The sequence below is a fragment of the Flavobacterium ginsenosidimutans genome (assembly GCF_037478105.1).
GTDB lineage: Bacteria > Bacteroidota > Bacteroidia > Flavobacteriales > Flavobacteriaceae > Flavobacterium > Flavobacterium ginsenosidimutans.
In genome coordinates, this window is sequence record NZ_CP147988.1 from 2,415,601 (window position 1) to 2,438,624 (window position 23,024).

At 33.1% G+C, this 23,024-nt stretch carries 25 protein-coding genes; 22 read left to right on the forward strand and 3 right to left on the reverse strand.

The annotated features are described in order from the left end of the window. Positions 1 to 79: 79 nt before the first annotated feature. The 9 genes from V6624_RS10720 (at position 80) to proC (ending at position 9,568) form a co-directional block, all read left to right on the forward strand. Entirely contained in the window at positions 80 to 619 is a 540-nt protein-coding gene (locus V6624_RS10720) for a DMP19 family protein (RefSeq protein WP_111284932.1), read from the forward strand. Positions 620 to 697: 78 nt separating this feature from the next. Further along, positions 698 to 1,615: a hypothetical protein gene (locus V6624_RS10725; RefSeq protein WP_338841735.1), complete on the forward strand. Its 918-nt coding sequence runs from the start codon at positions 698 to 700 to the stop codon at positions 1,613 to 1,615. A 158-nt stretch (positions 1,616 to 1,773) separates the two neighbouring features. Continuing rightward, positions 1,774 to 3,045, forward strand: coding sequence for a serine--tRNA ligase (gene serS / locus V6624_RS10730; protein ID WP_338841736.1), 1,272 nt, complete (start codon positions 1,774 to 1,776; stop codon positions 3,043 to 3,045). Positions 3,046 to 3,133: 88 nt separating this feature from the next. Continuing rightward, positions 3,134 to 3,967 carry a prolipoprotein diacylglyceryl transferase gene (lgt, locus tag V6624_RS10735; protein ID WP_111284935.1) on the forward strand — a complete coding sequence of 278 codons (834 nt, stop codon included), beginning with the start codon at positions 3,134 to 3,136 and terminating at the stop codon, positions 3,965 to 3,967. Between the two features lie 205 nt (positions 3,968 to 4,172). Next, positions 4,173 to 5,954, forward strand: coding sequence for a tetratricopeptide repeat protein (locus V6624_RS10740; RefSeq protein ID WP_338841737.1), 1,782 nt, complete (start codon positions 4,173 to 4,175; stop codon positions 5,952 to 5,954). Between the two features lie 118 nt (positions 5,955 to 6,072). Further along, positions 6,073 to 6,384, forward strand: coding sequence for a DUF4286 family protein (locus tag V6624_RS10745; RefSeq protein ID WP_111284937.1), 312 nt, complete (start codon positions 6,073 to 6,075; stop codon positions 6,382 to 6,384). Between the two features lie 177 nt (positions 6,385 to 6,561). Then, positions 6,562 to 7,347 (forward strand): 16S rRNA (adenine(1518)-N(6)/adenine(1519)-N(6))-dimethyltransferase RsmA, encoded by a 786-nt coding sequence (rsmA, locus tag V6624_RS10750; RefSeq protein WP_111284938.1) that lies wholly within the window; start codon positions 6,562 to 6,564, stop codon positions 7,345 to 7,347. After that, positions 7,331 to 8,680 carry a magnesium transporter gene (gene mgtE, locus V6624_RS10755; protein WP_111284939.1) on the forward strand — a complete coding sequence of 450 codons (1,350 nt, stop codon included), beginning with the start codon at positions 7,331 to 7,333 and terminating at the stop codon, positions 8,678 to 8,680. Before rsmA ends, mgtE begins: the two co-directional genes overlap by 17 nt. 111 nt (positions 8,681 to 8,791) lie before the next feature. Further along, positions 8,792 to 9,568 carry a pyrroline-5-carboxylate reductase gene (gene proC / locus V6624_RS10760; protein ID WP_338841738.1) on the forward strand — a complete coding sequence of 259 codons (777 nt, stop codon included), beginning with the start codon at positions 8,792 to 8,794 and terminating at the stop codon, positions 9,566 to 9,568. Between the two features lie 86 nt (positions 9,569 to 9,654). Here the strand turns inward: proC and V6624_RS23720 are convergent, their stop codons facing one another. Both V6624_RS23720 and nhaA read right to left on the reverse strand, forming a co-directional pair. Continuing rightward, positions 9,655 to 10,071 (reverse strand): c-type cytochrome, encoded by a 417-nt coding sequence (locus V6624_RS23720; RefSeq protein ID WP_422389339.1) that lies wholly within the window; start codon positions 10,069 to 10,071, stop codon positions 9,655 to 9,657. Between the two features lie 25 nt (positions 10,072 to 10,096). Further along, the gene (nhaA, locus tag V6624_RS10770) at positions 10,097 to 11,236 is read right to left on the reverse strand and encodes a Na+/H+ antiporter NhaA (protein WP_338841739.1); all 1,140 of its coding nucleotides are present in this window, start codon (positions 11,234 to 11,236) and stop codon (positions 10,097 to 10,099) included. Positions 11,237 to 11,425: 189 nt separating this feature from the next. Here nhaA and V6624_RS10775 point away from each other — a divergent pair, with 189 nt between their 5' ends. The 9 genes from V6624_RS10775 (at position 11,426) to V6624_RS10815 (ending at position 18,383) form a co-directional block, all read left to right on the forward strand. Next, entirely contained in the window at positions 11,426 to 12,949 is a 1,524-nt protein-coding gene (locus V6624_RS10775; protein WP_338841740.1) for a hypothetical protein, read from the forward strand. A 39-nt stretch (positions 12,950 to 12,988) separates the two neighbouring features. Further along, a complete protein-coding gene (locus tag V6624_RS10780) occupies positions 12,989 to 13,939 on the forward strand; it encodes a 2-hydroxyacid dehydrogenase (RefSeq protein ID WP_338841741.1) in 951 nt (316 codons plus the stop codon). 106 nt (positions 13,940 to 14,045) lie between these two features. Beyond that, entirely contained in the window at positions 14,046 to 14,546 is a 501-nt protein-coding gene (locus V6624_RS10785) for a DUF805 domain-containing protein (protein ID WP_338841742.1), read from the forward strand. A 16-nt stretch (positions 14,547 to 14,562) separates the two neighbouring features. Then, positions 14,563 to 14,841, forward strand: coding sequence for a TM2 domain-containing protein (locus V6624_RS10790; protein WP_111284944.1), 279 nt, complete (start codon positions 14,563 to 14,565; stop codon positions 14,839 to 14,841). Positions 14,842 to 15,048: 207 nt separating this feature from the next. Continuing rightward, positions 15,049 to 15,309: a TM2 domain-containing protein gene (locus tag V6624_RS10795; RefSeq protein ID WP_338841743.1), complete on the forward strand. Its 261-nt coding sequence runs from the start codon at positions 15,049 to 15,051 to the stop codon at positions 15,307 to 15,309. A gap of 88 nt (positions 15,310 to 15,397) precedes the next feature. Then, on the forward strand, positions 15,398 to 15,784 hold the full coding sequence (locus V6624_RS10800) for a DUF805 domain-containing protein (protein WP_338841744.1): 387 nt from the start codon (positions 15,398 to 15,400) through the stop codon (positions 15,782 to 15,784). Positions 15,785 to 15,965: 181 nt separating this feature from the next. Then, positions 15,966 to 17,063, forward strand: a complete 1,098-nt coding sequence (locus V6624_RS10805; RefSeq protein WP_338841745.1) for a suppressor of fused domain protein — start codon at positions 15,966 to 15,968, stop codon at positions 17,061 to 17,063. Between the two features lie 78 nt (positions 17,064 to 17,141). Continuing rightward, positions 17,142 to 17,591: a hypothetical protein gene (locus tag V6624_RS10810; RefSeq protein WP_338841746.1), complete on the forward strand. Its 450-nt coding sequence runs from the start codon at positions 17,142 to 17,144 to the stop codon at positions 17,589 to 17,591. A gap of 405 nt (positions 17,592 to 17,996) precedes the next feature. Further along, positions 17,997 to 18,383, forward strand: a complete 387-nt coding sequence (locus tag V6624_RS10815) for a hypothetical protein (protein WP_338841747.1) — start codon at positions 17,997 to 17,999, stop codon at positions 18,381 to 18,383. 66 nt (positions 18,384 to 18,449) lie between these two features. Here V6624_RS10815 and V6624_RS10820 read toward each other — a convergent pair whose 3' ends face one another. Continuing rightward, positions 18,450 to 20,252 (reverse strand): GNAT family N-acyltransferase, encoded by a 1,803-nt coding sequence (locus V6624_RS10820; protein WP_111284948.1) that lies wholly within the window; start codon positions 20,250 to 20,252, stop codon positions 18,450 to 18,452. 119 nt (positions 20,253 to 20,371) lie between these two features. On the opposite strand from V6624_RS10820, the gene V6624_RS10825 reads away from it, so the two are divergent. The 4 genes from V6624_RS10825 (at position 20,372) to V6624_RS10840 (ending at position 22,968) form a co-directional block, all read left to right on the forward strand. Beyond that, positions 20,372 to 21,133, forward strand: a complete 762-nt coding sequence (locus V6624_RS10825) for an exodeoxyribonuclease III (protein ID WP_338841748.1) — start codon at positions 20,372 to 20,374, stop codon at positions 21,131 to 21,133. A gap of 147 nt (positions 21,134 to 21,280) precedes the next feature. After that, on the forward strand, positions 21,281 to 22,225 hold the full coding sequence (locus V6624_RS10830) for an OmpA family protein (protein WP_111284950.1): 945 nt from the start codon (positions 21,281 to 21,283) through the stop codon (positions 22,223 to 22,225). Positions 22,226 to 22,430: 205 nt separating this feature from the next. Further along, on the forward strand, positions 22,431 to 22,682 hold the full coding sequence (locus V6624_RS10835) for a hypothetical protein (protein ID WP_111284951.1): 252 nt from the start codon (positions 22,431 to 22,433) through the stop codon (positions 22,680 to 22,682). Continuing rightward, positions 22,675 to 22,968 (forward strand): type II toxin-antitoxin system RelE/ParE family toxin, encoded by a 294-nt coding sequence (locus tag V6624_RS10840; RefSeq protein WP_111284952.1) that lies wholly within the window; start codon positions 22,675 to 22,677, stop codon positions 22,966 to 22,968. The genes V6624_RS10835 and V6624_RS10840 overlap by 8 nt, the downstream gene beginning before the upstream one ends. Positions 22,969 to 23,024: the final 56 nt, after the last annotated feature.

Below are 23,024 nucleotides of genomic sequence, written 5' to 3' on the forward strand. Positions count from 1 at the left end.
AATTACATCATGAAAACAATTTCTTTTCTTCAAAATTTTCCCCCAACTTTGCAAAATAATCCTCTAAATATATACGTAAATGGAATTCGGTAAAATCATTATTTCAGAAACGGCAGCAAAAAGTGAAAATCCACAAGATGTTGTAAATTCGAATATTTCGGTAATCAATTTAATGCGCGAAGAAAAAATCGACGATGATTTGATTCATGAAGATGCTTTAATGAGCTATTATCTGGATTTTTATGCGTCTAAATATGCCGAAGGAAATTTTTCAAAATTCGTTCATGATTCAGGATGGAATAAAGAATTGAATGAATTAATAGAAGAAGGTTTGGCTTTAATTGGTGCCGAAAAACATTTAGAATTATTTAAAGAACAATGCCGAAAGCTTCGTTTGCAAAGCAATATCAAATTAGCAAAATTTCTAAAAGAGAAATTTGATGCTCCAAACGCTTTCAAGGATTTGCTAAATAATAACGCTTATTTTGAATTGGATGAAAATCTGGCTGAATTAAATGCAACGTTTTTAAAATCGCATCCTGATACAGAAGTTCTTTCGGTTGAAGAAATGTTTAAAGCACTGGAAGAGTTTGTTGGACACGAAATTAAGAGAGATTAAAATTTCAATTTTTTGTTATGGTTTGTAAGAAAATTTTATATTTGAAGTGCCCTAAAATTTTCTAATAAACCAAAACCTATGAAAAAAACTGCCCTTTTGAACGGAATTTTGGTGCTTTTGCTTTCCTGCGGGAAAAGTGATAAGATCAAAGACGAAACACAAATTCAGAATCAAGAACTACTTTCCCAGACCGAAATTGATGCGGATTTAAATAAAAAGGAGATTAAGAAACTCATTTTTAAAAACACAGATGAAATTGAAGATTCAACAGAATTGGATCTTCCATTGCTTTCGAAAGTCGCGACAAATCTTAAAATTAAATATTCTGCCATCAAGATTAGCGAAACGAGTTCGATTAACTACGATGATAAAACCGCTTTTTTTGTTTTGACAATTGTAGAACACAATAAAAAAGCGATAAAGAATGATGAGGAAGAGTTAGGCAATTATTTTCAGCGCAAGTACTTATTTGTAAATCGGGAAAACGGAAGTGTAATTGCCGAAGAATTTGATGATAATTTAGGTTATTACGATAATGAAGCCATCCGATTTTCAAAATCTCATATTTTAAAAGACCTCGTTTTTTTAAACGGAAAAACTCCTGCAGTTGCTTTTTACACTGAAGCCAGCGCAAGCAGTAGAATTGTATTGTATTCGGAGCAAAAATTCACTTTGGTAACTTTGGCTAATAAAGAAATCAAAAAAGTATTGTACGAATATCCTATTCGCTTGACGAATGGAGATTCTAACGGAAGCGGTACTTTTCAGATCGAAACTCTAGAAACCGGAATGAGTTTTTCTGACGAAAAAACCAATGGTTACTTTGATTTAATGATCACCAAAAACTTTTCTTATGAAGAAGCGGTTGAAGATGATTTAGAAAATGGAGTAGAAGAAAAAAGCGATCTTAAAACTAAAAGAGAATTTGAAAAGCTCAAGTTTAACGGAAAAGAATATGCTTTCAATAGAGATGATAGGCATCGTTTTCTGGAATAAATTTAGAAAAAATCAAAAAACAACAAGAGCACTTTTAAGGTGCTTTTGCTGTTTATAGGAGATTTCAGTTTTCCTGCAAAACTTTGACCTATTGTTAACAAACATTTCCTTAAATTTGCTTCCGTTATAAAAAATACAATAGTTATAAAAATCAAGCTATGTTACAAATTGCATTTATTAGAGAAAATCAAGAGAAAGTAATCAAAGCTTTAGCAAAACGAAATATCGATGCTAAAAGCGTTGTTGAAGAGGTGGTTCAATTAGACGAAAATCGTCGTGCTGCACAGATGGAATTAGACAATACTTTATCAGAATCTAATAAATTGTCCAAAGATATTGGTGAATTGATGAAAGCTGGTGAGAAAGCTAAAGCAGCAATCTTAAAAGAAAAAACAGTTTCACTAAAAGAGAAAAGTAAAGAACTTAGCGAAAAAGCAGAAGCTTTGGCTGTTGAGTTAACCAATAAATTGTACACTTTACCAAACCTTCCGGCAGATATTGTTCCTGAAGGAAAAACGCCAGACGATAACTTAAATGTTTTTCAAGAAGGAGATATTCCAGTCTTACACGAAGGCGCACAGCCACACTGGGAATTGGTGAAGAAATACGATATTATCGATTTTGAATTGGGTGTAAAAATTACTGGCGCAGGATTTCCTGTTTATAAAGGAAAAGGAGCTCGTTTACAGCGTGCTTTAATCAATTACTTTTTAGACAAAAATACAGCTGCAGGATACAATGAAGTTCAAGTTCCTCATTTGGTAAACGAAGCTTCAGGTTTTGGAACAGGACAATTACCAGATAAAGAAGGACAAATGTATCATTCTACAATTGATGATTTATATTTGATTCCAACGGCTGAGGTTCCAGTAACGAATTTATTCCGTGATGTTATTTTAAACGAAAGTGATCTTCCTGTTTTACATACAGCGTATACGCCATGTTTCCGTCGTGAAGCAGGTTCTTACGGAGCGCACGTTCGTGGATTAAACCGTTTGCACCAATTTGATAAAGTAGAAATCGTTCGTGTGGAGCATCCAGATAATTCTTATGCAGCATTAGACGGAATGGTAGAACATGTAAAAGAGATTTTAAAAGAACTAAAATTACCATACAGAGTTTTACGTCTTTGCGGAGGCGATATGGGATTTACATCTGCTTTGACTTATGATTTTGAAGTATTTTCAACTGCTCAAGATCGTTGGTTAGAGATTAGTTCTGTTTCTAACTTCGAAACTTTCCAAGCAAACCGTTTGAAATTACGTTTTAAAGATAAAGACGGAAAAAACCAATTGGCTCACACACTTAACGGAAGTTCATTAGCGCTTCCTCGTGTTTTAGCTGGAATTATTGAAAATTACCAAACTCCAGAAGGAATCGTAATCCCAGAGGTTTTACGTCCTTACTGCGGATTTGATATTATAAACTAGTTTTTTAGTTTTCAGTCGCAGTTTTCAGTCTCAGTTTCATACTGGACTGAAAACTGCGACTGCGACTGAAAACTAAAAACTCATACCAATGAAAAACGGAATTTTAAATTGGAACGTAGATCCTGTCATTTTCTGGATCACAGATACTTTTCCGTTAAAATATTACGGAGCTCTTTTTGCCTGCGGACTTCTTCTCGGGTTTTACATCGTCAGAAACATTTATAAAAAAGAAAACCTTTCTTTAGACAATCTCGATTCTTTACTTATTTATGTCATTGTCGGAACCGTTTTAGGTGCAAGACTCGGACATTGTTTCTTTTACGAACCTGAGTATTTTTTCAAACATCCGATAGAAATTCTTTTACCAATTCAAAAAATAAAAGGAGCTTATCAATTTGTGGGTTATCAAGGTTTGGCAAGTCACGGAGGTTCGATTGGAGTTATAACGGCAATGATTTTATACTGCCGAAAATACAAAGTAAAATTCTTCGGACTTTTAGATAAAATGGCAGTTGCAGTTCCTGTAACGGGCGCTTTTATCAGACTGGGAAATTTTATGAATTCTGAAATCTATGGAAAACCAACCAACGGAAATTGGGGCGTAGTTTTTCAGAGAGACGATTTGATTCCGAGACATCCAACGCAATTATATGAAGCTTTTGCTTATTTATTGATTTTCGGAATTCTGTTTTATATGTATAAATCGGAGAAAATTAGAAATGCACAGGGATTAATCTTTGGAACTTTCTTAACTTTATTATTTACGGCTCGTTTTATAATTGAATTTTTCAAGGAAAACCAAGAAGCTTTTGAAAACAGTATGCTAATTAATATGGGACAGATTTTGAGTATTCCGTTCATTTTAATTGGCCTAGGTTTGATTTTCTGGAAAACTAAGAAAGTCTCAGTGGACAGTAACTAAAATAGTCACAGTTTACAGTCGCAGTTTACAGTTTTAACAAGGCTGAAAACCGCGACTGAAAACTAAAAAAAGTGCCAGTTGGCAGTGCCAATTTGCAGTTTTAACCAGACTGAAAACCGTGACTGCGACTGAAAACTAAAAAAAGTACCAGTTTACAGTTAAACTTAGACTGAAAACCGCGACTGCGACTGAAAACTTAAAAAATATGAGAAACATATTGATTTGTATCGTTTTGTTATGTTCTGGTTTTGCGTTTGGCCAAAACGAGCAACTGGCACAATATTACTACGATAAAGGTGATTTCGAAAAAGCTAAAATCAGTTATGAAGAGCTTTTAAGAAGTGCGCCATCTAATACCCAATATTTTTTAAGAACGGTTGATTGTTATCAGCAATTGCAGCAATACGCAAATGCTGAAAAAGCGATTCAAGATCGTTTCAACCGTTACAAGCAAGGAGTTTTTTTAGTTGAATTAGGATATAATTTTCAATTGCAGAAAAATGATTCGAAAGCCAAAAATTACTACGAACAGGCAATCGAGAAAATAAAAGTAAATCCGAATGATGTTTATGGAATTGCAAGTTCATTCGAGAAAAAAGTATTGTTGGAATATGCTCTAAAATCGTATCAAACGGCAATGCAGGTTCAGCCAAATTTTAATTTCAATTTCCAAATCGGAATGTTGTACGGTCAATTAGGAAAAACCGATTTGATGATCGATTTACTATTGACAGAATCTTTCACAAATCCGCAGAACACCAATCTGATTCAGACACAATTGTCTCGATTTATGAACGGCGAAACCGATAATACGGCTTTTAAAGATGCTATGCGTAAAGCATTAATCTTAAAAACTCAGAAAGATCAAGATGTTTTCTGGAATCATTATTTGAGTTGGTTTTATGTACAGCAGAAAGAATTCGGAAAAGCGTTTATTCAAGAAAAAGCGATTTACAAACGCGAACCAGAATCGCTGTTAAGCATTGTTAATTTGAGTCAGTTTGCATTGACTGAAGACGATACTGATACAGCAGAAGAAATTTTGAATTTCATTCTTCAAAACACAAAAGATTTAGATTTATTGATTCAGTCAAATGCATATTTGATGCAGATTAAGATCGATAAAGCGCAGGAAAAAGATTATCCAGCCATAGATCAAGAATTGCAGCAATTGCTGGCAACTTACCAAATCAATCCTTTTACCCTATCTTTGCAAATCATTCAAGCCCATTTTCTGGCTTTTAATTTGAAAAAAACAGAGGAAGGAAAGGCAGTAATCAAAAAGGCTTTAGAATTAAATTTAAACGAATATCAAAAAGCCGATGCTAAAATGGAATTGGCTGATATTTTGCTTTTGGAAGAAAAGTACAATCAGGCGCTTATTTACTATTCGCAAATTCAATTGGATCTGAAGAATGATGTAATGGCACATGAAGCAAGTTTGAAAGCGGCGAAAACAAGTTATTACAAAGGTGATTTTGAGTGGGCGAATAAACAATTTAAAGAATTAAAAGCAGCAAACACGCAGTTAATCGCCAATGATGCTTTAGAATATTTTCTTTTAATTAATGATAATACCGCAGCAGATTCGACTCAAGTGGCTCTGAAGCAATTTGCAAAAGGAGATTTTTTAATTTATCAGAATAAAAAGCAAGAAGCAATAACGCAGTTTCAGAATATTCTAAAAAACTTTAAAGGTCAGGAAATTGAAGCGGTTACTTTACTTCGTTTAGGAAAAGTTTACGAAAGTCAGAAGGATTTTGCTTCAGCTTTAAGCCAATATCAGCAAATTATAGACAATCACAGCGACGGAATTTATGTTGATGAAGCACTATTTTTCTCAGCCGAAATTTACAACGACGAACTAAAAGATCCAGAAAAGGCAAAACCTTTATATGAAAAAGTAATTTTTAACCATCAAGACAGTATTTACTTTGTCGATGCCAGAAAAAAATACCGAGAATTGAGAGGAGATAAGAATTTATAGTTTGGTTTAATCGGTTAATCGATTAACCGATTAAACAAGAAAAATTAGTAATATGAGAATTGATTTTTAAGTTTCAGAAAAAAACTCAGAACCTTAGCATCTCAGAACCTTAGAAAAAATGATTATTTACAACGTTACCACAAATATACACGAAAGCGTTCATGACCAATGGTTAAAATGGATGCAGGAAAAACACATACCAGAAATTCTGGCAACTCAGAAATTTTCTTCGGCGCGAATTGTAAAAGTTCTAGTTGAAGAAGAAATGGGAGGAATTACCTATTCTGTACAATATGTAACAGACAGTAAAGAAACCCTAGAGAAGTTTTATATCGAAGACGAACCAGAATTTCACAGAGAAGCGTTAGGTTTATTTGCCGATAAAATGCTTTCTTTCAGAACAGAATTGGAAGTTATTTCGGAGCATTAATTTTTTTAGTTTTCAGTCACGGTCGCAGTTTTCAGTTTTTTAATTGAGAAGAAAGGGACTAAATATTGGCGTCTTTGAGTCTTCGTGGCAAAAAAACAAAAAATAAAGCTTTGCTTCTTAGTGCCTTTACAGTAAAAAGAATACTTTTGCAGCCTCGTGGCAAACAAGATAAATGAAATGGAAAAAGTAAAAGCCAAAAAACATTTAGGACAGCACTTTCTTAAAGATGAAAGTATCGCAAAAGCTATTGCTGATACTTTGACTTTTAAGGGATATGATGAGGTTTTAGAAATAGGACCAGGGATGGGTGTGCTTACTAAGTACTTACTTGAAAAGCCAGTTAACACACACGTTATTGAGATCGACACAGAATCTGTGGCATATTTGGATGCCAATTATCCAAAATTAAAAGATAAAATTATCTCTCAGGATTTCCTGAAGTATAATATAAATGAAGTTTACCAAAATAAACAATTTGCCATAATTGGTAACTTTCCGTACAATATTTCTTCTCAGATTGTTTTTAGGACATTAGAGCTTAGAGACCAGATTCCAGAATTTTCTGGAATGTTTCAGAAAGAAGTAGCTGAGCGTATCTGTGAAAAGAAAGGCTCAAAAACCTACGGAATACTATCAGTTTTAGCTCAGGCTTTCTATGATACCGAGTATCTGTTTACGGTTAATGAAAACGTTTTTATTCCTCCGCCCAAGGTGAAATCGGGTGTGATGAGAATGACCCGAAAGGAAGATTATAGTCTTCCTTGCAGCGAAAAGTTGTTTTTTACAGTTGTAAAAACTGCTTTTCAGCAGAGACGAAAAACATTACGTAACAGTTTGAAAACATTAAATTTATCAGACAATTTGCGAGAAGACACTATCTTTGATAAACGTCCGGAGCAACTTAGCGTTGATGAATTTATTGAACTAACTCAAAAAATAGAAACCGATGGAGTTCAAAGTTAGTAGAGAATTTATACACCAGTTAGAGGAACTTATCAATAAGAAAAACGACAACGAACTTGAAGTTTTACTTAATGATCTGCACCACGCCGATATTGCCGAAATCTTAGAAGAATTAGATTTTGATGAGGCAACTTACATCTTTAAGGTTTTAGATAGTGATAAAACTGCCGAAATTCTTCTTGAATTAGAGGAAGATCTGCGTGAAAACATCTTAAGCCGACTTTCACCAAAGGAAATCGCGGAAGAGCTTGATGAGCTTGAAACTAATGACGCTGCCGACATTATTGCCGAACTTTCGCAAGAAATAAAGGCAGAAGTAATCTCGGAATTAGTCGATGTTGAACACGCCAAAGACATTGTTGATCTTTTGCGTTACGACGAAAACACTGCTGGTGGTTTGATGGGTAAAGAGCTTGTAAAAGTGAATGAAAACTGGAACGTTTTGACCTGCGTAAAAGAAATGCGAATTCAGGCCGAGAATGTTTCTAGAGTACATTCAATTTATGTGGTTGACGATGAAAACCGTTTAAAAGGAAGATTATCACTTAAAGATTTATTGACTTCTTCTACCAAAACGCAAATTGGTGATGTTTATATCCGAAAATTAAATTTTGTAAAAGTTGATACTGAAGACGTTGAGGTTGCTCGTATCATGCAGAAGTACGACTTAGAGGCTATTCCGGTGGTTGACGAATTAGGGCGTTTGGTGGGAAGAATTACCATCGATGACATTGTAGACGTAATCAAGGAAGAAGCCGATAAAGATTACCAGTTAGCGGCGGGTATCACGCAAGACGTTGAATCGAATGACAGCGTTTACGAATTGACAAAAGCACGTTTGCCTTGGCTTTTAATTGGAATGGTGATCGAAATTGTAGCTTCTTTTGTTTTGAAAGGAAACGAAGCAACTTTTCAAAAATATTCTACTTTAATCATATTTGTGCCTTTGCTTTCTGCAACTGCAGGAAATATTGGAGTTCAGGCTTCGGCAATCGTGGTACAAGGTTTGGCAAACGGAACGCTGAAAGATTTCAGCCGTGCTTATTTTACTAAAGAAATTACCGTTTCTATGATATCGGGAAGTATTATCTCTTTGCTTTTATTAGGATACCATTCTATTATGTATCAGCAATATTTGGTAGGATTTGCGATTTCAATTTCGATGATTGTAGTAATTCTTTTTGCAGCAACTTTAGGAACTTTAGTACCGCTTTTCTTGAACAAAAATAAAATTGACCCCGCAATTGCTACTGGTCCGTTTATCACAACAACCAATGATGTATTTGGAATTATGCTCTACTTTGGTGTAGCAAACTTAATTCTTGGATTTTAGATTTTTGCCACAAATTAGCAGATTACAGTGATTTAAGATCTCTAAAATCTACGTAATTTACAGGCGGAAAAAATGCTGTTTATCAGTTACGAATAATTAAAGCCAACCAAAATGAAAGTACACATTATTGGAGGAGGAAACCTTGGGGTTTCTATTGCCTTGGGAATTGCTAAATTCTCGAAAAACAACCAAGTTACTGTCACACGAAGAAACATAGCAAGCATTCAATATTTATCTGAATATGGAATTGCTGTTTCAAACGATAATAAACACAACATCCAGGAAGCTGATGTTGTAATTTTAACTATAAAACCGTATCAGGTAGATACTGTTTTGGCTGAAATTTTGCCAGTTATTCAAAACAAAACAATTGCTTCAGCAGTAAGCGGATTGTCTTTGGATGTGCTTCAAACCAAAACAAACTACGAATATCCAGTTGTACGTATTATGCCAAATATTGCGGCGCAGTTTGGAGAATCGGCGACTTGTATTTCTTTCCCAGAAAAATATGCGGCAAATGCTTCGCCAATTGTTGATTTATTCCAAGATTTAGGAACAGCTCCAGTAATCGACGAAAAATTGATGGATGCAGCGACCGTTTTAGGTGCATGCGGAACAGCGTATGCATTACGTTATATTCGCGCGTCTATGCAAGCAGGAATCGAAATTGGATTTGATTCTCAAACCGCTTTAGCAATTGCAGCACAAACTGTAAAAGGAGCTGCAAAAATGCTTTTAGAAGAACGTGTGCATCCAGAACAATTAATTGACCGTGTAACAACACCTCAAGGTTGTACAATTGTAGGTTTAAATGAAATGGAACACAATGGCTTCAGTTCATCATTAATTAAAGGGATTAAAACTTCTTTGAAACAGATTAAAGGTTAGTTTTTAAAGAAATTCCAATCCCGAAGCTTCGGGATAAATTCCAAATTCCAATTCTTGTTGGGGTTTGGGATTTTTTGTTTTTAAGTTTAATCAATTATTCTCGAACAATATTTGATTACGAAAGGAAGATTGTTTTCATCTAGAACGTCTTTAAACATTGTACGATGATAATCGATTCCTAAATTCTCAATTTTAGTGCTGTCGATTTTATGGTTTTTCCTTAGCATCCATTTGACAAAAACCAATGAGTCTAAATTTCTAAGTGAAGGTCCTGTACTGTTGGCATCTAATTTATGACAAGCTGCACAATTGGAATTAAAAATCTCTTTTCCTTTGGAAGCATCTCCTATTAATTCAAAAGCTTGGGTTCCGCAAAACGGAACGGGCATTTGAGGATCTAAGTTTGGGCGTGAAGGATTGTATTTTATTTGATAAAAGATAATACCAGCAAGCAATATTATAAGTGATATTGATATCGTAAGTATTTGTCTGATTCTTTTCATTTATTAAACTTACTAAATTGGAATTTTATTTCAATCTGTTCAGCGTGTATTTCAAATAAACAAATCCCATAAGTCCCGCCAAAAATGATGCAATCAAAATAGCTATTTTAGAAAAAACAATAATTTCTGGATTTTTGAAAGCAAGAACTGTAATGAAGATTGACATTGTAAAACCAATTCCGCCCAGCATTCCTGCACCTAAAATATGTGCCCATTTTAAATTTTTTGGTAAAGTGCACAAACCTGACGTTACGCCGACAGAAGAGAAAAGCAAAATTCCAAGTGGTTTTCCAACGACTAGTCCGAGAATGATTCCGTAAGTGTTGGCATGATTTAAGCCTTCATGCCAGTTTTCGGTAATTGTTATAGCAGTATTTGCAATCGCAAACAACGGCAGAATAAAAAAAGCAACGGGCTTGTGTAAAAAATGCTGTAACTTGTATGAAGACGTTTTCTCTCCGCCATCTCCAAAAGGAATAACAAATGCTAAGATCACACCAGTAATTGTTGCGTGAACGCCAGAATTAAGCATAAAATACCACATTATGATTCCGCCAATGAGATACGGAATTAGGTTGTGAATTTTCATTCGGTTTAAAACAAAAAGAAGACACCAAATTCCAAGTGCAATTCCGAGATTTAGAAAAGAAATTGAAGTGGTGTAAAAAATCGCAATCACGATAATAGCACCCAAATCATCAATTACGGCCAAAGCAGTTAAAAACACTTTTAATGAAGCTGGAACTTTATTTCCTAGAAGTGACAAGATTCCAATTGCAAAAGCAATATCGGTTGCCATCGGAATTCCTGCTCCGTTTTGTGTGGTCGTTCCGTAATTTAAAACTAAAAATATTGCGGCAGGAACAAGCATTCCGCCAAAAGCAGCCATTATTGGCAAAGAAGCATTTTTAAAATTCGATAATTCGCCATGATAAATCTCGCGTTCCAGCTCCAAACCGATTAAAAGGAAGAAGATGGTCATTAATCCGTCGTTGATCCAGTGGGTTATAGAATGTCCCACAATTTCTTTTTCCCAAAATGCCACATACGGAATTTGAACCGTTGAGTTGGCAAGATAGAGAGATAAAATCGTGACTAAGAGCAAGATAATTCCTCCCGATTTTTCGTTTTCAAAAAAGGCTGTAAAAGTCTTGGTTAATTTCATTGCAGAAGATTTTCTGGAGTATTGAAGTTAGAATTTGAAAATTCTTATTCTTTCAAAGTTAGAAAAAAATCTGGCTAATAAAAAGTTTGAGTTTTGTATGGGTTTGTGTGAGTAATTTAAATTAAATTTCAGCACTCTTAAATATAAGAATATTCTTTATTTTTGCACATAATTTATTAATAATTAGAGATGACTTCTATCAGACTTTTATTTACAGTTGTAATTATGTTTTTTGTTTTCTCGCAGATTTCTTGTGAAAAAAAATCTTCGAACAAAACGATAGCATATTCCCAAAAACCTGTAAAAATTGATAAGACTTATCAAAAGGACGATACTATAGATAGTAATGAGAAACTGGAAGCAAAATCGGTTATTCAATATTCTAGCAAATACAATTCTCCAAAGTTATGGAGATATAAAACTGAATTAGAAAAATCAGAGCTAGTCGCTTTCAATGTTTTAACCAATGGAAATATAATTAGTATTGTAAAAAACGAAAAGAACATTCCGTTTGTATTAGTGCTTGATAAAAAGGGCAATAAATTATACAAACAAAATATTGGAGATGGAGTTTCAAAGTATGATTTTCATGAATCCTGGATTGCTGATAATTATGATGTTGGATTTACTATTTATGTTAGAAAAGGTGTAAATCTTACCAATAGAGAATTAATGGGCACTGATGATGAGTTACAAAACACAAGATATGAGATTGAGAAAATGACATTTAAAAAGAAAGGTTCTGGTTATGTCTCTGAAAGTATATCAATTAGAGATGTTTTACTAAAACCTATAATCGATAAAGGTTTTAATTTAGAAGCAAATTTATTTTCAATCTATTATTTAAGAGACAAAATTTTTATAAATGGTAATGCAAAAAGAAAGAATCAGAAAGAATTCCCTTTTATAGCAATACTAGACAAAAACTTCAAATTATTGAATTTAAATGTTTTTGAAGGATATGAAAATACTTTTATAAACGGTATTACTTTGTATATGGATAATTCATATTATATAAATGGAATAAAAATTAAAGAAACAGATTTATTTACAACTAAGACTCTTCAAAGATTTATAGTTAATGAAGATTTGAAAATAATAAAAGATCATTCAGATAAACGGACTCCATACTACGACAGAGTTCATCGTGAGCCAACGCCTTTGGAAGAGAAAATGTTAGAAAAAGAGTTGGCAGACGATAATGATAATCTGGAGAATAATAACAATACAGCTTATAACACTAGAGGAAATAGCAGTACGTTGTTAGATTCTAAGATTTTTTATTGGGACACAGATGAAAATTGCTATTTCAGTATAAACACTTTAGATTCTAAACCTAATGAAATAATATTTACTAAAAATGTCAATGAAATAGATTTATGGGAAATTAAAATTAAGTTTCCTAAGAATTGTAAAATCGCTTCGACTTTTGAAAATGTAGTAGGATTGAAAAGGGCTAACGGAGAGTTTATACTTTCAATAATTCTCGAAAATCTCTCGTCAAAACATCTTTTTTCTACAGTAATATTTGTATTAGATAAAAAAGGAAAAATTATACGCCAATTTGAAATTTCAGGAGTATCAGATCTTTCGAATATAAAAGAATCAAACAGGAAATTAATTGTTAACTATATTCATGATGATGGCTTTTTTATTAATAATCGATGGCAAGAGCATTATGCTTTTTATTCAGAATGTTATCCATTAGATTAAATTAACCGTATTTTTGTTTTTTATAAAATTCAACAAAAAATGAGTATAAAAATTCTTCATATCGACAGCAATAATCCAATTCTTTGGAATCAATTGGAAGAAGCTGGTTTCGAAAATCACGCTGATTTCAAATCTTCAAAAGAAGAAATTGAAGCAAAAATTCAAGACTATAACGGAATCGTAATTCGCAGCCGTTTCAAGATTGACAAGACTTTTTTAGATGCTGCAACAAAGTTGCAATTTATTGCAAGAGTTGGCGCAGGTTTGGAAAGTATTGATTGTGACTATGCTTCTTCGAAAGGAATCCATCTCATTGCAGCTCCCGAAGGTAATCGCAATGCTGTTGCAGAACATTCGCTTGGCGTGATTTTATCTTTATTTAATAATCTAAACCAAGCAGACGCAGAGGTTAAAGCGGGACAATGGAATCGCGAAAGCAATCGCGGTCATGAACTGGATTTAAAAACAGTCGGAATTATTGGTTACGGAAATATGGGAAAAGCTTTCGCTAAAAAACTAAGAGGTTTTGACACGGAAGTTTTATGCTACGATATTTTGGATAATGTTGGGGATGAAAATGCCAAACAAGTTTCATTAGAAGAATTACGTGAAAAAACAGACGTTTTAAGCCTTCATCTTCCTTGGACACCAGAAACAGATAAAATGGTCAACAGCGACTTTATAAATGCGTTTAAAAAGCCTTTTTGGATCATCAATACTTCTCGTGGTAAAAACATAGTGACAGCAGACTTGGTTGAAGCGATGAAAGAGAAAAAAATACTAGGCGCAGGTTTAGATGTTTTGGAGTATGAAAAACTTTCGTTCGAAACGCTCTTTCAAGATAAAAACACGCCAGAAGCCTTTCAGTATCTTTTGGAAGCCAAAAATGTCTTACTGACGCCTCATATTGCAGGTTGGACTTTTGAAAGCCACGAACGTCTAGCTCAGGTAATTGTCGATAAAATTAAAGCAGTTTACAACAAAAAATAGCGTACAGGCTTTAGATTTTAATAACGAGGTTTTTCTTGTGAATTTTATTTAGTGAGATTAGTTTTATTTGTTAATTTTTAATAATATTGTTTCCGAATTTCAAAGAATGAGTCTAAATAACTTGTTTTGCCGAAGCTTGGAGCATACCGAAAATCCTAAAAAGAGTAGGGAAAAGCTAACGATTTTAAATATGATTGAATGGTATAAAATTGCCATGTTCCAGAACTATGCAAACTTTAGCGGAAGAGCTAGAAGAAGTGAATATTGGTATTTTCGCCTTGCGACAGGGATTCTCTTTTTTGCATTTGCTTTTTTAGCGATAATATTATCTACAATTTTAGGCCCAACAGTAGGTCTTTCAATTGTGGGAGTTCTATTTTTTCTTTACATGCTTGCATCTATAATTCCGTCTTTGTCGGTTACAGTTAGAAGAATGCATGATTTGGGCAAAAGTGGCTGGACAATTTTAGTTGCTTTAATTCCGTTCGCTGGACCTATTTGGATGTTAGTTTTGTTGATTACAGAAGGAGAGTTTGGAGAAAACTATTATGGTCCAGATCCAAAAAGTACAACAGAAGAAATTGATGAAATTGGAATTAATAATTAACTAAATAATATAAAAAATGGAAACAACAAAACCAGAAAGCTGGAACACACCGTCGCAACCAAGACAGGAAAATAAGAAAGTATTAGCTGGACTTATGGGTATTCTTTTTGGATCTTTAGGAATTCACAAATTTGTACTTGGTTATACTCAAGAAGGAATTATACAAATCGTAATTAGTGTAGTTACTTGCGGAATTGGTAGTATAATCGGATTTATTGAAGGAATCATTTACTTGACAAAATCAGATGAAGAGTTTTACCAAACTTACCAAGTTGGTAAAAAAGGCTGGTTTTAAGAGAAAAACGCACATAAAACTAGAAGTCCCATTCAATTCTGAATGGGATTTTTTTATGAAGTAAATTGTCTTTTTATGTTATAATAAAAACTTTTAAGGCTTAATGTTTGGCTTTAAGCTGACTAATATTGCAGACTTTTTAGGAGCATTCTAGAAACAAAAAATATGCTCATTTAAGTCATAACAGATAAAAATATTATTTAGAAAATGGAAAACACAAATTTAAATTCAGGAAAGGTAGAGAATAAAAAAGTAACTGCAGGAATTTTAGGAATTGTATTAGGATCATTTGGTGCGCATAAATTCTATTTAGGTTATCAAAAAGAAGGAATTATTCAACTTGTAGTTACTTTAGTAACTTGTGGTTTAGGTGGTATGGTTGGGTTTGTTGAAGGAATCATCTATTTAACAAAATCTGATGATGAGTTTTATCAAACGTATCAAGTTGGAAAAAAACCTTGGTTCTAAGATTAAAATAAAAAAATCCCTTTCAGTAACGATTGGGATTTTTTGTTTTAATGAAGTTTATGTTGTCTAATCAATAAAAGCTTTAATAATGATCGAAATATATAAAAAGGTAGTTCTGCATAATTATGCAAGCTTTAATGGAAGAATACGAAGAAAAGAATACTTGGCTTTTATTTTAACGCACATTCTTCTAGTAGTCATTTTGAATAAAATAGATAATATTGCCAAATTGACTTTTGAAGAAGCGGAAATAGGAGCTTTAGGATTAATATACAATCTATTTGCATTGATTCCTTTAATTGGAGCAACGGTAAGAAGAATGCATGATGTTGGCAAAAGCAGTTTGTATGCCTTAATTCCATTTTATAATGTCATATTGATATGCACAGGAGGTGATGAAGGCACAAATAGGTATGGCGAAGATCCTATAGATGAAATGGAATATTTAAGAGAATTGGGGAAAGATCTTAATTAGTTTTAAAAAATTATAATTGAAGTCCCGTTTCTGATTATTGAAATGGGATTTTTTTATGAATTTTCTCCTTAAAAGATGATTTTAAACTTGCGACATAGAAAGAAAAAATCTTCATTTGTATTTAAGACTAATGTTATTTACTAAAACGTTAGTCTATTATAATTAAATTTTAATATAAAATATGGGATTATTTAGCAGAAACAATAAGATTGAAAAACCCGAAGTTCTTCTTGAATTAAGAAGCCATAGTTGTCCAATAACAGCAATTGTAGAACAGGATAATAGAACTGTTTATTTTTATTTGTTTGGAGATAACGAAGATTTTGGTGTAAAAAGCTGTTGGGTTAGAAATTTAATTGAAGCACCAGAAAAATTAGAAACAAAATTGATGGAAAAAGGTGTTCCTCCTATGTTAACCAAAGAGTTTTGCAAATTTCCGAAAGGTCAAGAAGCGCTTAATGCTGATAAGTTGGAGATTGTTTGGTTGGAAGAAGGAGATGGTGCAGCATTACTGGAAAACGGAAAGATTTTATGTGTGATTCCGAGTTGGGGAGGCGATGGCGGTTTTTACGGATACGCTCGAGATTGTAAAGGAACCGGCGATTTTGCTTGGGAACTTTCTGAAGATAATGAAATGCGTAAACGTGTTCAAAATGCTATTGAATTTTTTAGAGAATGGGAAAGATTCGTTAATCCTTTTCAATTAGTACAGCCTGAAATCTTAAAGTACTATGATGAAATGTTTGGTAAAAGCGAAAAGTATTTTGCTATTGACGGACCAGAAGGACCTCCAAAAGGTTTGTATGTGCTTGAAGGAAATGAAAAAACTGTTTTTGCAACCGTGGCAGTATCATTGCGACCACAGCCAAAAGTAGAGATGTATTATGAAAATCCTGATGAAGTCAATAGAATAGAACTTGGAGTTATTTTAAAGTCGGGATTGACAAATGAGCAATTAAACGACGTTGCAGGTATTGTAAGTGGAATTACAATGATACCATGGGAGTATATTACATTTTTATCAGAAGGACATACGGTAGGGTTTGAAACAAATATTAGTGAGAAATTTAAGTATGCAGTTCTTACTAATAAATTAAAAGTTTTGCCTCAAATGAACTTAACTAGTTATGCCAAATCAAATATCTCTTTTTTATGGATTGTGCCAGTTTCGGAGAGAGAACTGGAGGTAATAAAAGAATCTGGCTCACAAGCTATACTAAGTAAACTTGATAGCATAGGAGAGGAAATATTCAATTTAGAGCGAAATGAAGTGGTTTAAAGAATATATTTATGCTAAAAATGATAGTGCGTATTTGAAATCCGCGCTATCAGGAAGTATAAAAGAAAAATAAGCTAAATGTTGGAATTAATAGAAATAATTGTAAATCCAGAAAGTTTTAATAAGAGTAGATTAGACTCAATTACAGGTGAAATTTATTTTAAAATAAATGAATTTTTCTTTCCAGAAGAAGGATGGAATGATTTCGTAATTGTAATTTTAAACTGGTGGTTATACGCTTTTAAAAATTTCCATGCATTGAATGACGGTAGTTTTGAAATGTTATTTATGGATGGGCCATTGAAAGTAAAGGCTAAAAAAAATGAAAGCAATGAATTTGAGATGGTGTTTATTAGATCATATATTGATTTTGAAGATTGTATTTGCACAATAAAATGTTCTGAATCAAATCTAAAGAAGGAACTTTTAAAAGCTGCTAGAAAGACACTTCGAGAAATATCAAATCAGAATTGGCAAACCTCAGATACTGAAGTGTTAAAAAAACAAATTCTTGATTTTTCTAGATAGTAAAAAACCCCGATAGCGCGGATTTGCAATCCGTGCCCATTCCAATTTATTGTGACACTCTTTGCGGGCACGGATTGCAAATCCGCGCTATCGGGTTTTGGGGATACTAGTTTGAAAGTTTTAAATGAAATTGTAATTATGACAAAAGAGTTAAATGTGGAATTGCCTAAAATTGAGATTTTTTTTAAATTTTCTATTGAAGATAATAAAGGTTGGGGGAATGTGTTTGATGGAAAAACTTTGTCTGAATGAAGAAAACGAATGGTGGCTAGATTGAGATATCGTTATAGCGCACGATAGCGCGGATTTGTAATCCGTGCCCGTTCCAATTTATTGAGATACTCTTTGCGGGCACGGATTGCAAATCCGCGCTATCGAACTCAAAATAAAGTAATACAATTAGATATGATAACAATAGAGGATTTTGATAGACTTTATGATAATTTTTTTGGGTTTAATTATGCATTAAAAGATGTTACATATAGATCTGGTGTTTTTTTTAAAGAAAAATGTAGTAATGAATATTTTACTCAAGTATTTTTCTCCATCCAAGAAAATTTATCATGGCTTGAACAAAACGTGGATAATATCAAGCTAGGTATCCAAGAGAAGTTGCCTATTGATGCTGATATTATTGTCTTTAAAAATCTTTACATAATCTCATTTTCCCTGTTTTTTGAGGAGAAATGTGATATTCCTAATATTCAATTAGCTTACGGTAATGAAGTTGGTGAAACTTATATAATTGCAGTTATAAGAGAAAAACAAATAATTTCAGTTGAGTTAAATTAAAAAAAATCCCATTTACTAATTAAGCAAATGGGATTTTCTATTTTTATATTATATCAAAAGATAAACTTAATCTTCTTTCTCAGATAATTTACGTTCCAATTCAATCTGAAATTCTTCGATAACAGGTTTCATTGTGCTTTCTGGAATATCTGCAATTCTAATGTACATTAAACCATCAATTGCATTGTTGAATAATGGATCAACGTTGAAAGCTACAACTCTTGCATTTTGTTTGATGTATTTCTTAATTAAAACTGGCAAACGTAAATTTCCTGGTTCTAATTCGTCAATGATTTTGTCAAATTTGTTCAAATCAGATTCTGCTTCGTCGAAAATGAAATCTTTATCGGCGTCTTTCAGTTTTACTTTGTAGGCTTTTTTCGGGTGAATGTATTGCGCAATATACGGATCGTAATAGTTAGATTTCATGAACTCAATCATCAACGATTTAGAGAAATCTGAAAACTGATTACTAATACTTACACCACCAACTAAATATTTATGTTCTGGATGGCGCAAAGTGGTATGAATAATACCTTTCCATAATAAGAACAAAGGCATTGGTTTTTGCTGATAATCTTTTACGATAAATGCACGACCCATTTCGATCGATTTGTGCATCATATCGTGAAGTTCCGGCTCAAATCTGAAAAGATCAGTTAGATAGAAACCTTCAATTCCGTATTTTGGATAGATTTCAGAACCTAATCCCATACGGTATGCTCCAGCGATTTTTTTGGTTTCATCATCCCATAAAAACATATGGTGATAATATTGATCGTATTCGTCTAAATCGATAGATTCATTTGTTCCTTCACCAACTTCACGGAAAGTAATTTCACGTAAACGACCAATTTCATGTAAAATGTTCGGAATTTCTTTTGCGCTGGCAAAGAAAACTTCATAGTTTTTACTTTGCAAAAATCTGCTGTCGCTGTTTCTTAAAGCCTGAACTTCATCAATTAATTTTGATTCGTTTGCAGGAGTAACAATTTTTTTAGGTGCTTTTGTGATTTTTAAGCTAGCTGTGTCAATCAGTTTAGTGTCTTTCTCAAACGGATTGGCAAGCATATAGGTTTTCTTTCTCAAAAATTCTGAATATTCTTCAAAAGATTCAATCTCATTTTGCTCAGATACAGAAATTGGTTTTCCGATACGAACTTTAATTACACGATCTTTCTGCGTTAGAAGTTCAGAAGGTAATTTTGCAGTACGTAAAGTATCATCAATTTTAGAAAGCCAGTAGAATAATTTACTGTTTTTGGCATGAAAGTAAATAGGAACTACAGGAACTTTTGCTTTTCTGATTAATTTCAGTGCGCCTTCTTCCCAAGGTTTATCAACTACTAATTTACCATCTTTATAAGTCGAAACTTCACCAGCTGGGAAAATACCCAAAGGTTTTCCGTCGCTTAAATGACGTAAAGTTTCTTTAATACCAATTACACTCGACTTTGCATCCTTATGATTTTCAAAAGGATTAACCGGCATAATGTATTTTTTCATCGGAACAATTCTATGTAACAAGAAATTGGCAATGATTTTAAAATTTGGCTCTCTTTCAAGCATTAATTTCAAAAGCAAAATTCCGTCAATTCCTCCAAGCGGATGGTTTGAAATGGTAATATACGCACCATCTTTTGGCAGACGCTTCAAATCTTCTTCTGGGATTTCGAACTTAATTTCCATTTCGTCCAAAATTCCGTTCAAAAACGCAAGGTCTTCCAGGTGTTTATTACGGTCGTAAATTTTATTAAGGGTCGAGATCTTAAGAACCTTCATAAGAATCCAGCCAGAAAATGTACCGAAAACTCCGTACTTTTCAACATTTATTGCTTTTGCAACTTCTTTCGCGGTAACTAAACCCATGTACTACTTTTAAATTATTAGAACAGCGAACAAAGATAACAAAAAAGTCTACTTTTCATTGTTTCCAAGATAAACTTTGCACTTTTTTATTACATTTGAAATCCTTAAAAAAATCACTGATGAAAATTATTTCTTATAATGTAAACGGAATTAGAGCTGCAATAAACAAAGGTTTTATCGAGTGGCTGCAACAAGCAAATCCTGATGTTATCTGCCTTCAGGAAATAAAAGCTACACAAGATCAAATTCCAGTAGACGATATTACAGCAGCGGGTTATCCGTTTCAATATTACTATCCAGCGACTAAAAAAGGATATAGCGGAGTTGCTATTCTTTCTAAAACAAAGCCAAATAATATAGTTTACGGAACAGGAATTCATCATATGGATTTTGAAGGCAGAAATCTTCGTGCAGATTTTGACGATGTTTCTGTTATGAGTCTTTATCTTCCATCTGGAACAAATATTGAAAGATTGGATCATAAGTTTATGTTTATGGATGATTTTCAGAATTATATAAATGAATTAAAACTTACAGTGCCAAATCTAATTATCTGTGGCGATTATAATATTTGTCACGAAGCAATTGATATTCACGATCCAGTTCGTAACAAAACGGTTTCTGGATTTCTTCCTGCAGAGCGCGCTTGGTTGGATGCTTTTATGAAATCTGGATTTATAGACAGTTTCCGTCATTTCAATAAAGAACCGCATCATTATTCTTGGTGGAGTTACCGTGCAGGAGCGAGAGGAAACAATAAAGGTTGGCGTATCGATTATAATTTGGTAAGCAATGCGCTAGAAAACAGATTAAAAAGAGCTGTTATACTACCAGACGCTATGCATTCAGATCATTGTCCGATTTTAGTCGAGATTGATTAATTTTTGGTATTGTTCTTGTAAAGTAAAATGCAGTTTAAATTTCAAGTATGAATTCAGATTCTTGCTTTTGGAGTTTGGAATTTAAAATTTGGAATTTGACTAAAAGTTTTGATTTGTTAAACGCCCCCATAAAAATAATTAAGTAAGATGATTAAAAAAGCCTCTATTGGATTGCTGGCAATAGCTTTATCCACAACGTCATGTGTTTCTAAGAAAATTTATAATGATTTAGAAACGAAATATTCTGATTTGAAAAAAGAGAATCGTTCTATTGCTGATGAAAATGAAAGTTTAAAGCAAGCAAAAAATCAGTTAGAACTAGATCGCGATAAACTGACTAAAGATTTGGCAAGCACAAAAGATGATTTGGCAAAACAAAAAGCTGATCTTGCTGCTGAACAAAAGAAATATAAAGTATTACAAGATTCTTATAATGCGTTAGAGAAAAACAGCAATGATGCATTGGAGAAAAACATGGCTAAAAACCGTGAATTGTTAGCGCAATTAGAAGCAAAAGGTAAAGCTCTTGCAGATGAACAAGCTCGTTTGGACAAAACAGCAGGTCGTTTGAAAGAACTTGAAGATATGATCGCAGCGAAAGAAGAAGCAATGCGAAAACTAAAAGAGACTTTATCTAAAGCCTTAACTGGTTTTGAAGGTAAAGGTTTAACAGTTGAACATAAAAACGGAAAAGTTTATGTTTCTATGGAAAACAAATTACTTTTCAATTCAGGAAGCTGGGCAGTTGGAACAGAAGGTAGAAAAGCGGTTGTAGAACTTGGAAAAGTTTTAGGTGACAATCCAGATCTTTCTGTTTTAATTGAAGGACATACAGACGATGATCCATACGCAGGTTCTGGACCAATTGCAAACAACTGGGATTTATCGACTAAAAGAGCAACAGCAATTGTTGCAATTTTGAGCGAAAACCCAAAAATCAATAAACAAAAACTAACAGCAGCGGGAAGAAGCGAATTCTCTCCTTTGGCAAGTAACACAACGCCAGAAGGAAAAGCTAAAAACCGTAGAATCGAAATTATCTTGACACCAAGATTAGATGAGATTGCGGAGATGCTTAATAGTATTAATTAAAGATTCTAAGGTTCTGAGATGCTAAGCTTCTAAGATTTTTAAAAAGGTTCAAAGTTTTATTTTGAACCTTTTTTGTTCCTGCAAGATTCCCAAAACCTTGAAAGTTTCTTATTAGATTTGAAGCTTTAGTTTTCGAATTTGGATTTTTCAAATTGGAATTTTTCTTTTATTATTTTCGTAACTTTGGATTTCAAAAATTTAGGCTATGGGGCTTCCAGAATTAAAAGAGAAAATAAAAAATCAATTAGATTTGGCTGATGAAAGAGTTCTGCGAATTGTTTCTTCCGTATTTGATAATTATTTAAATGAAGTGGTTTCGTATGATGCGAAAGGAAATCCCATGACATTAACTGATTATCATAATAAAGTAGAAGAAGGTTTAGAGGATATTAAATATAATCGAATAATTTCCAGTGAAGATTTGTCAAAAGAAATGAAAGATTGGGATAATGAATAAACCAACAGTTTTTTGGTCAGAAAATGCAAAATTGGATTTGAAGGAAATTTATTTTGAGCTTAAAAGTAAATATTCGAAAGTAACCGCATTAAAAGTTAGAGACGAATTATTTAATAGTGCGAATAATATCGTTTTTGCAGAGCAGTTTCAATTCGATGAATATAGGATAGATTGCCGTAGAATTGTGGTCAGAAATTTTAAAATTCTATATCAAATAAAAGATGATTCTGTTTTCATTGTTAGGATTTTCAATGCATTTCAAAATCCATTAAAAAGTTTAAAATAAATCTAGAAACAAAGGTTCTAAGGTACAAAGGCTCAAAGGTTTTTCTTTGAGCCTTT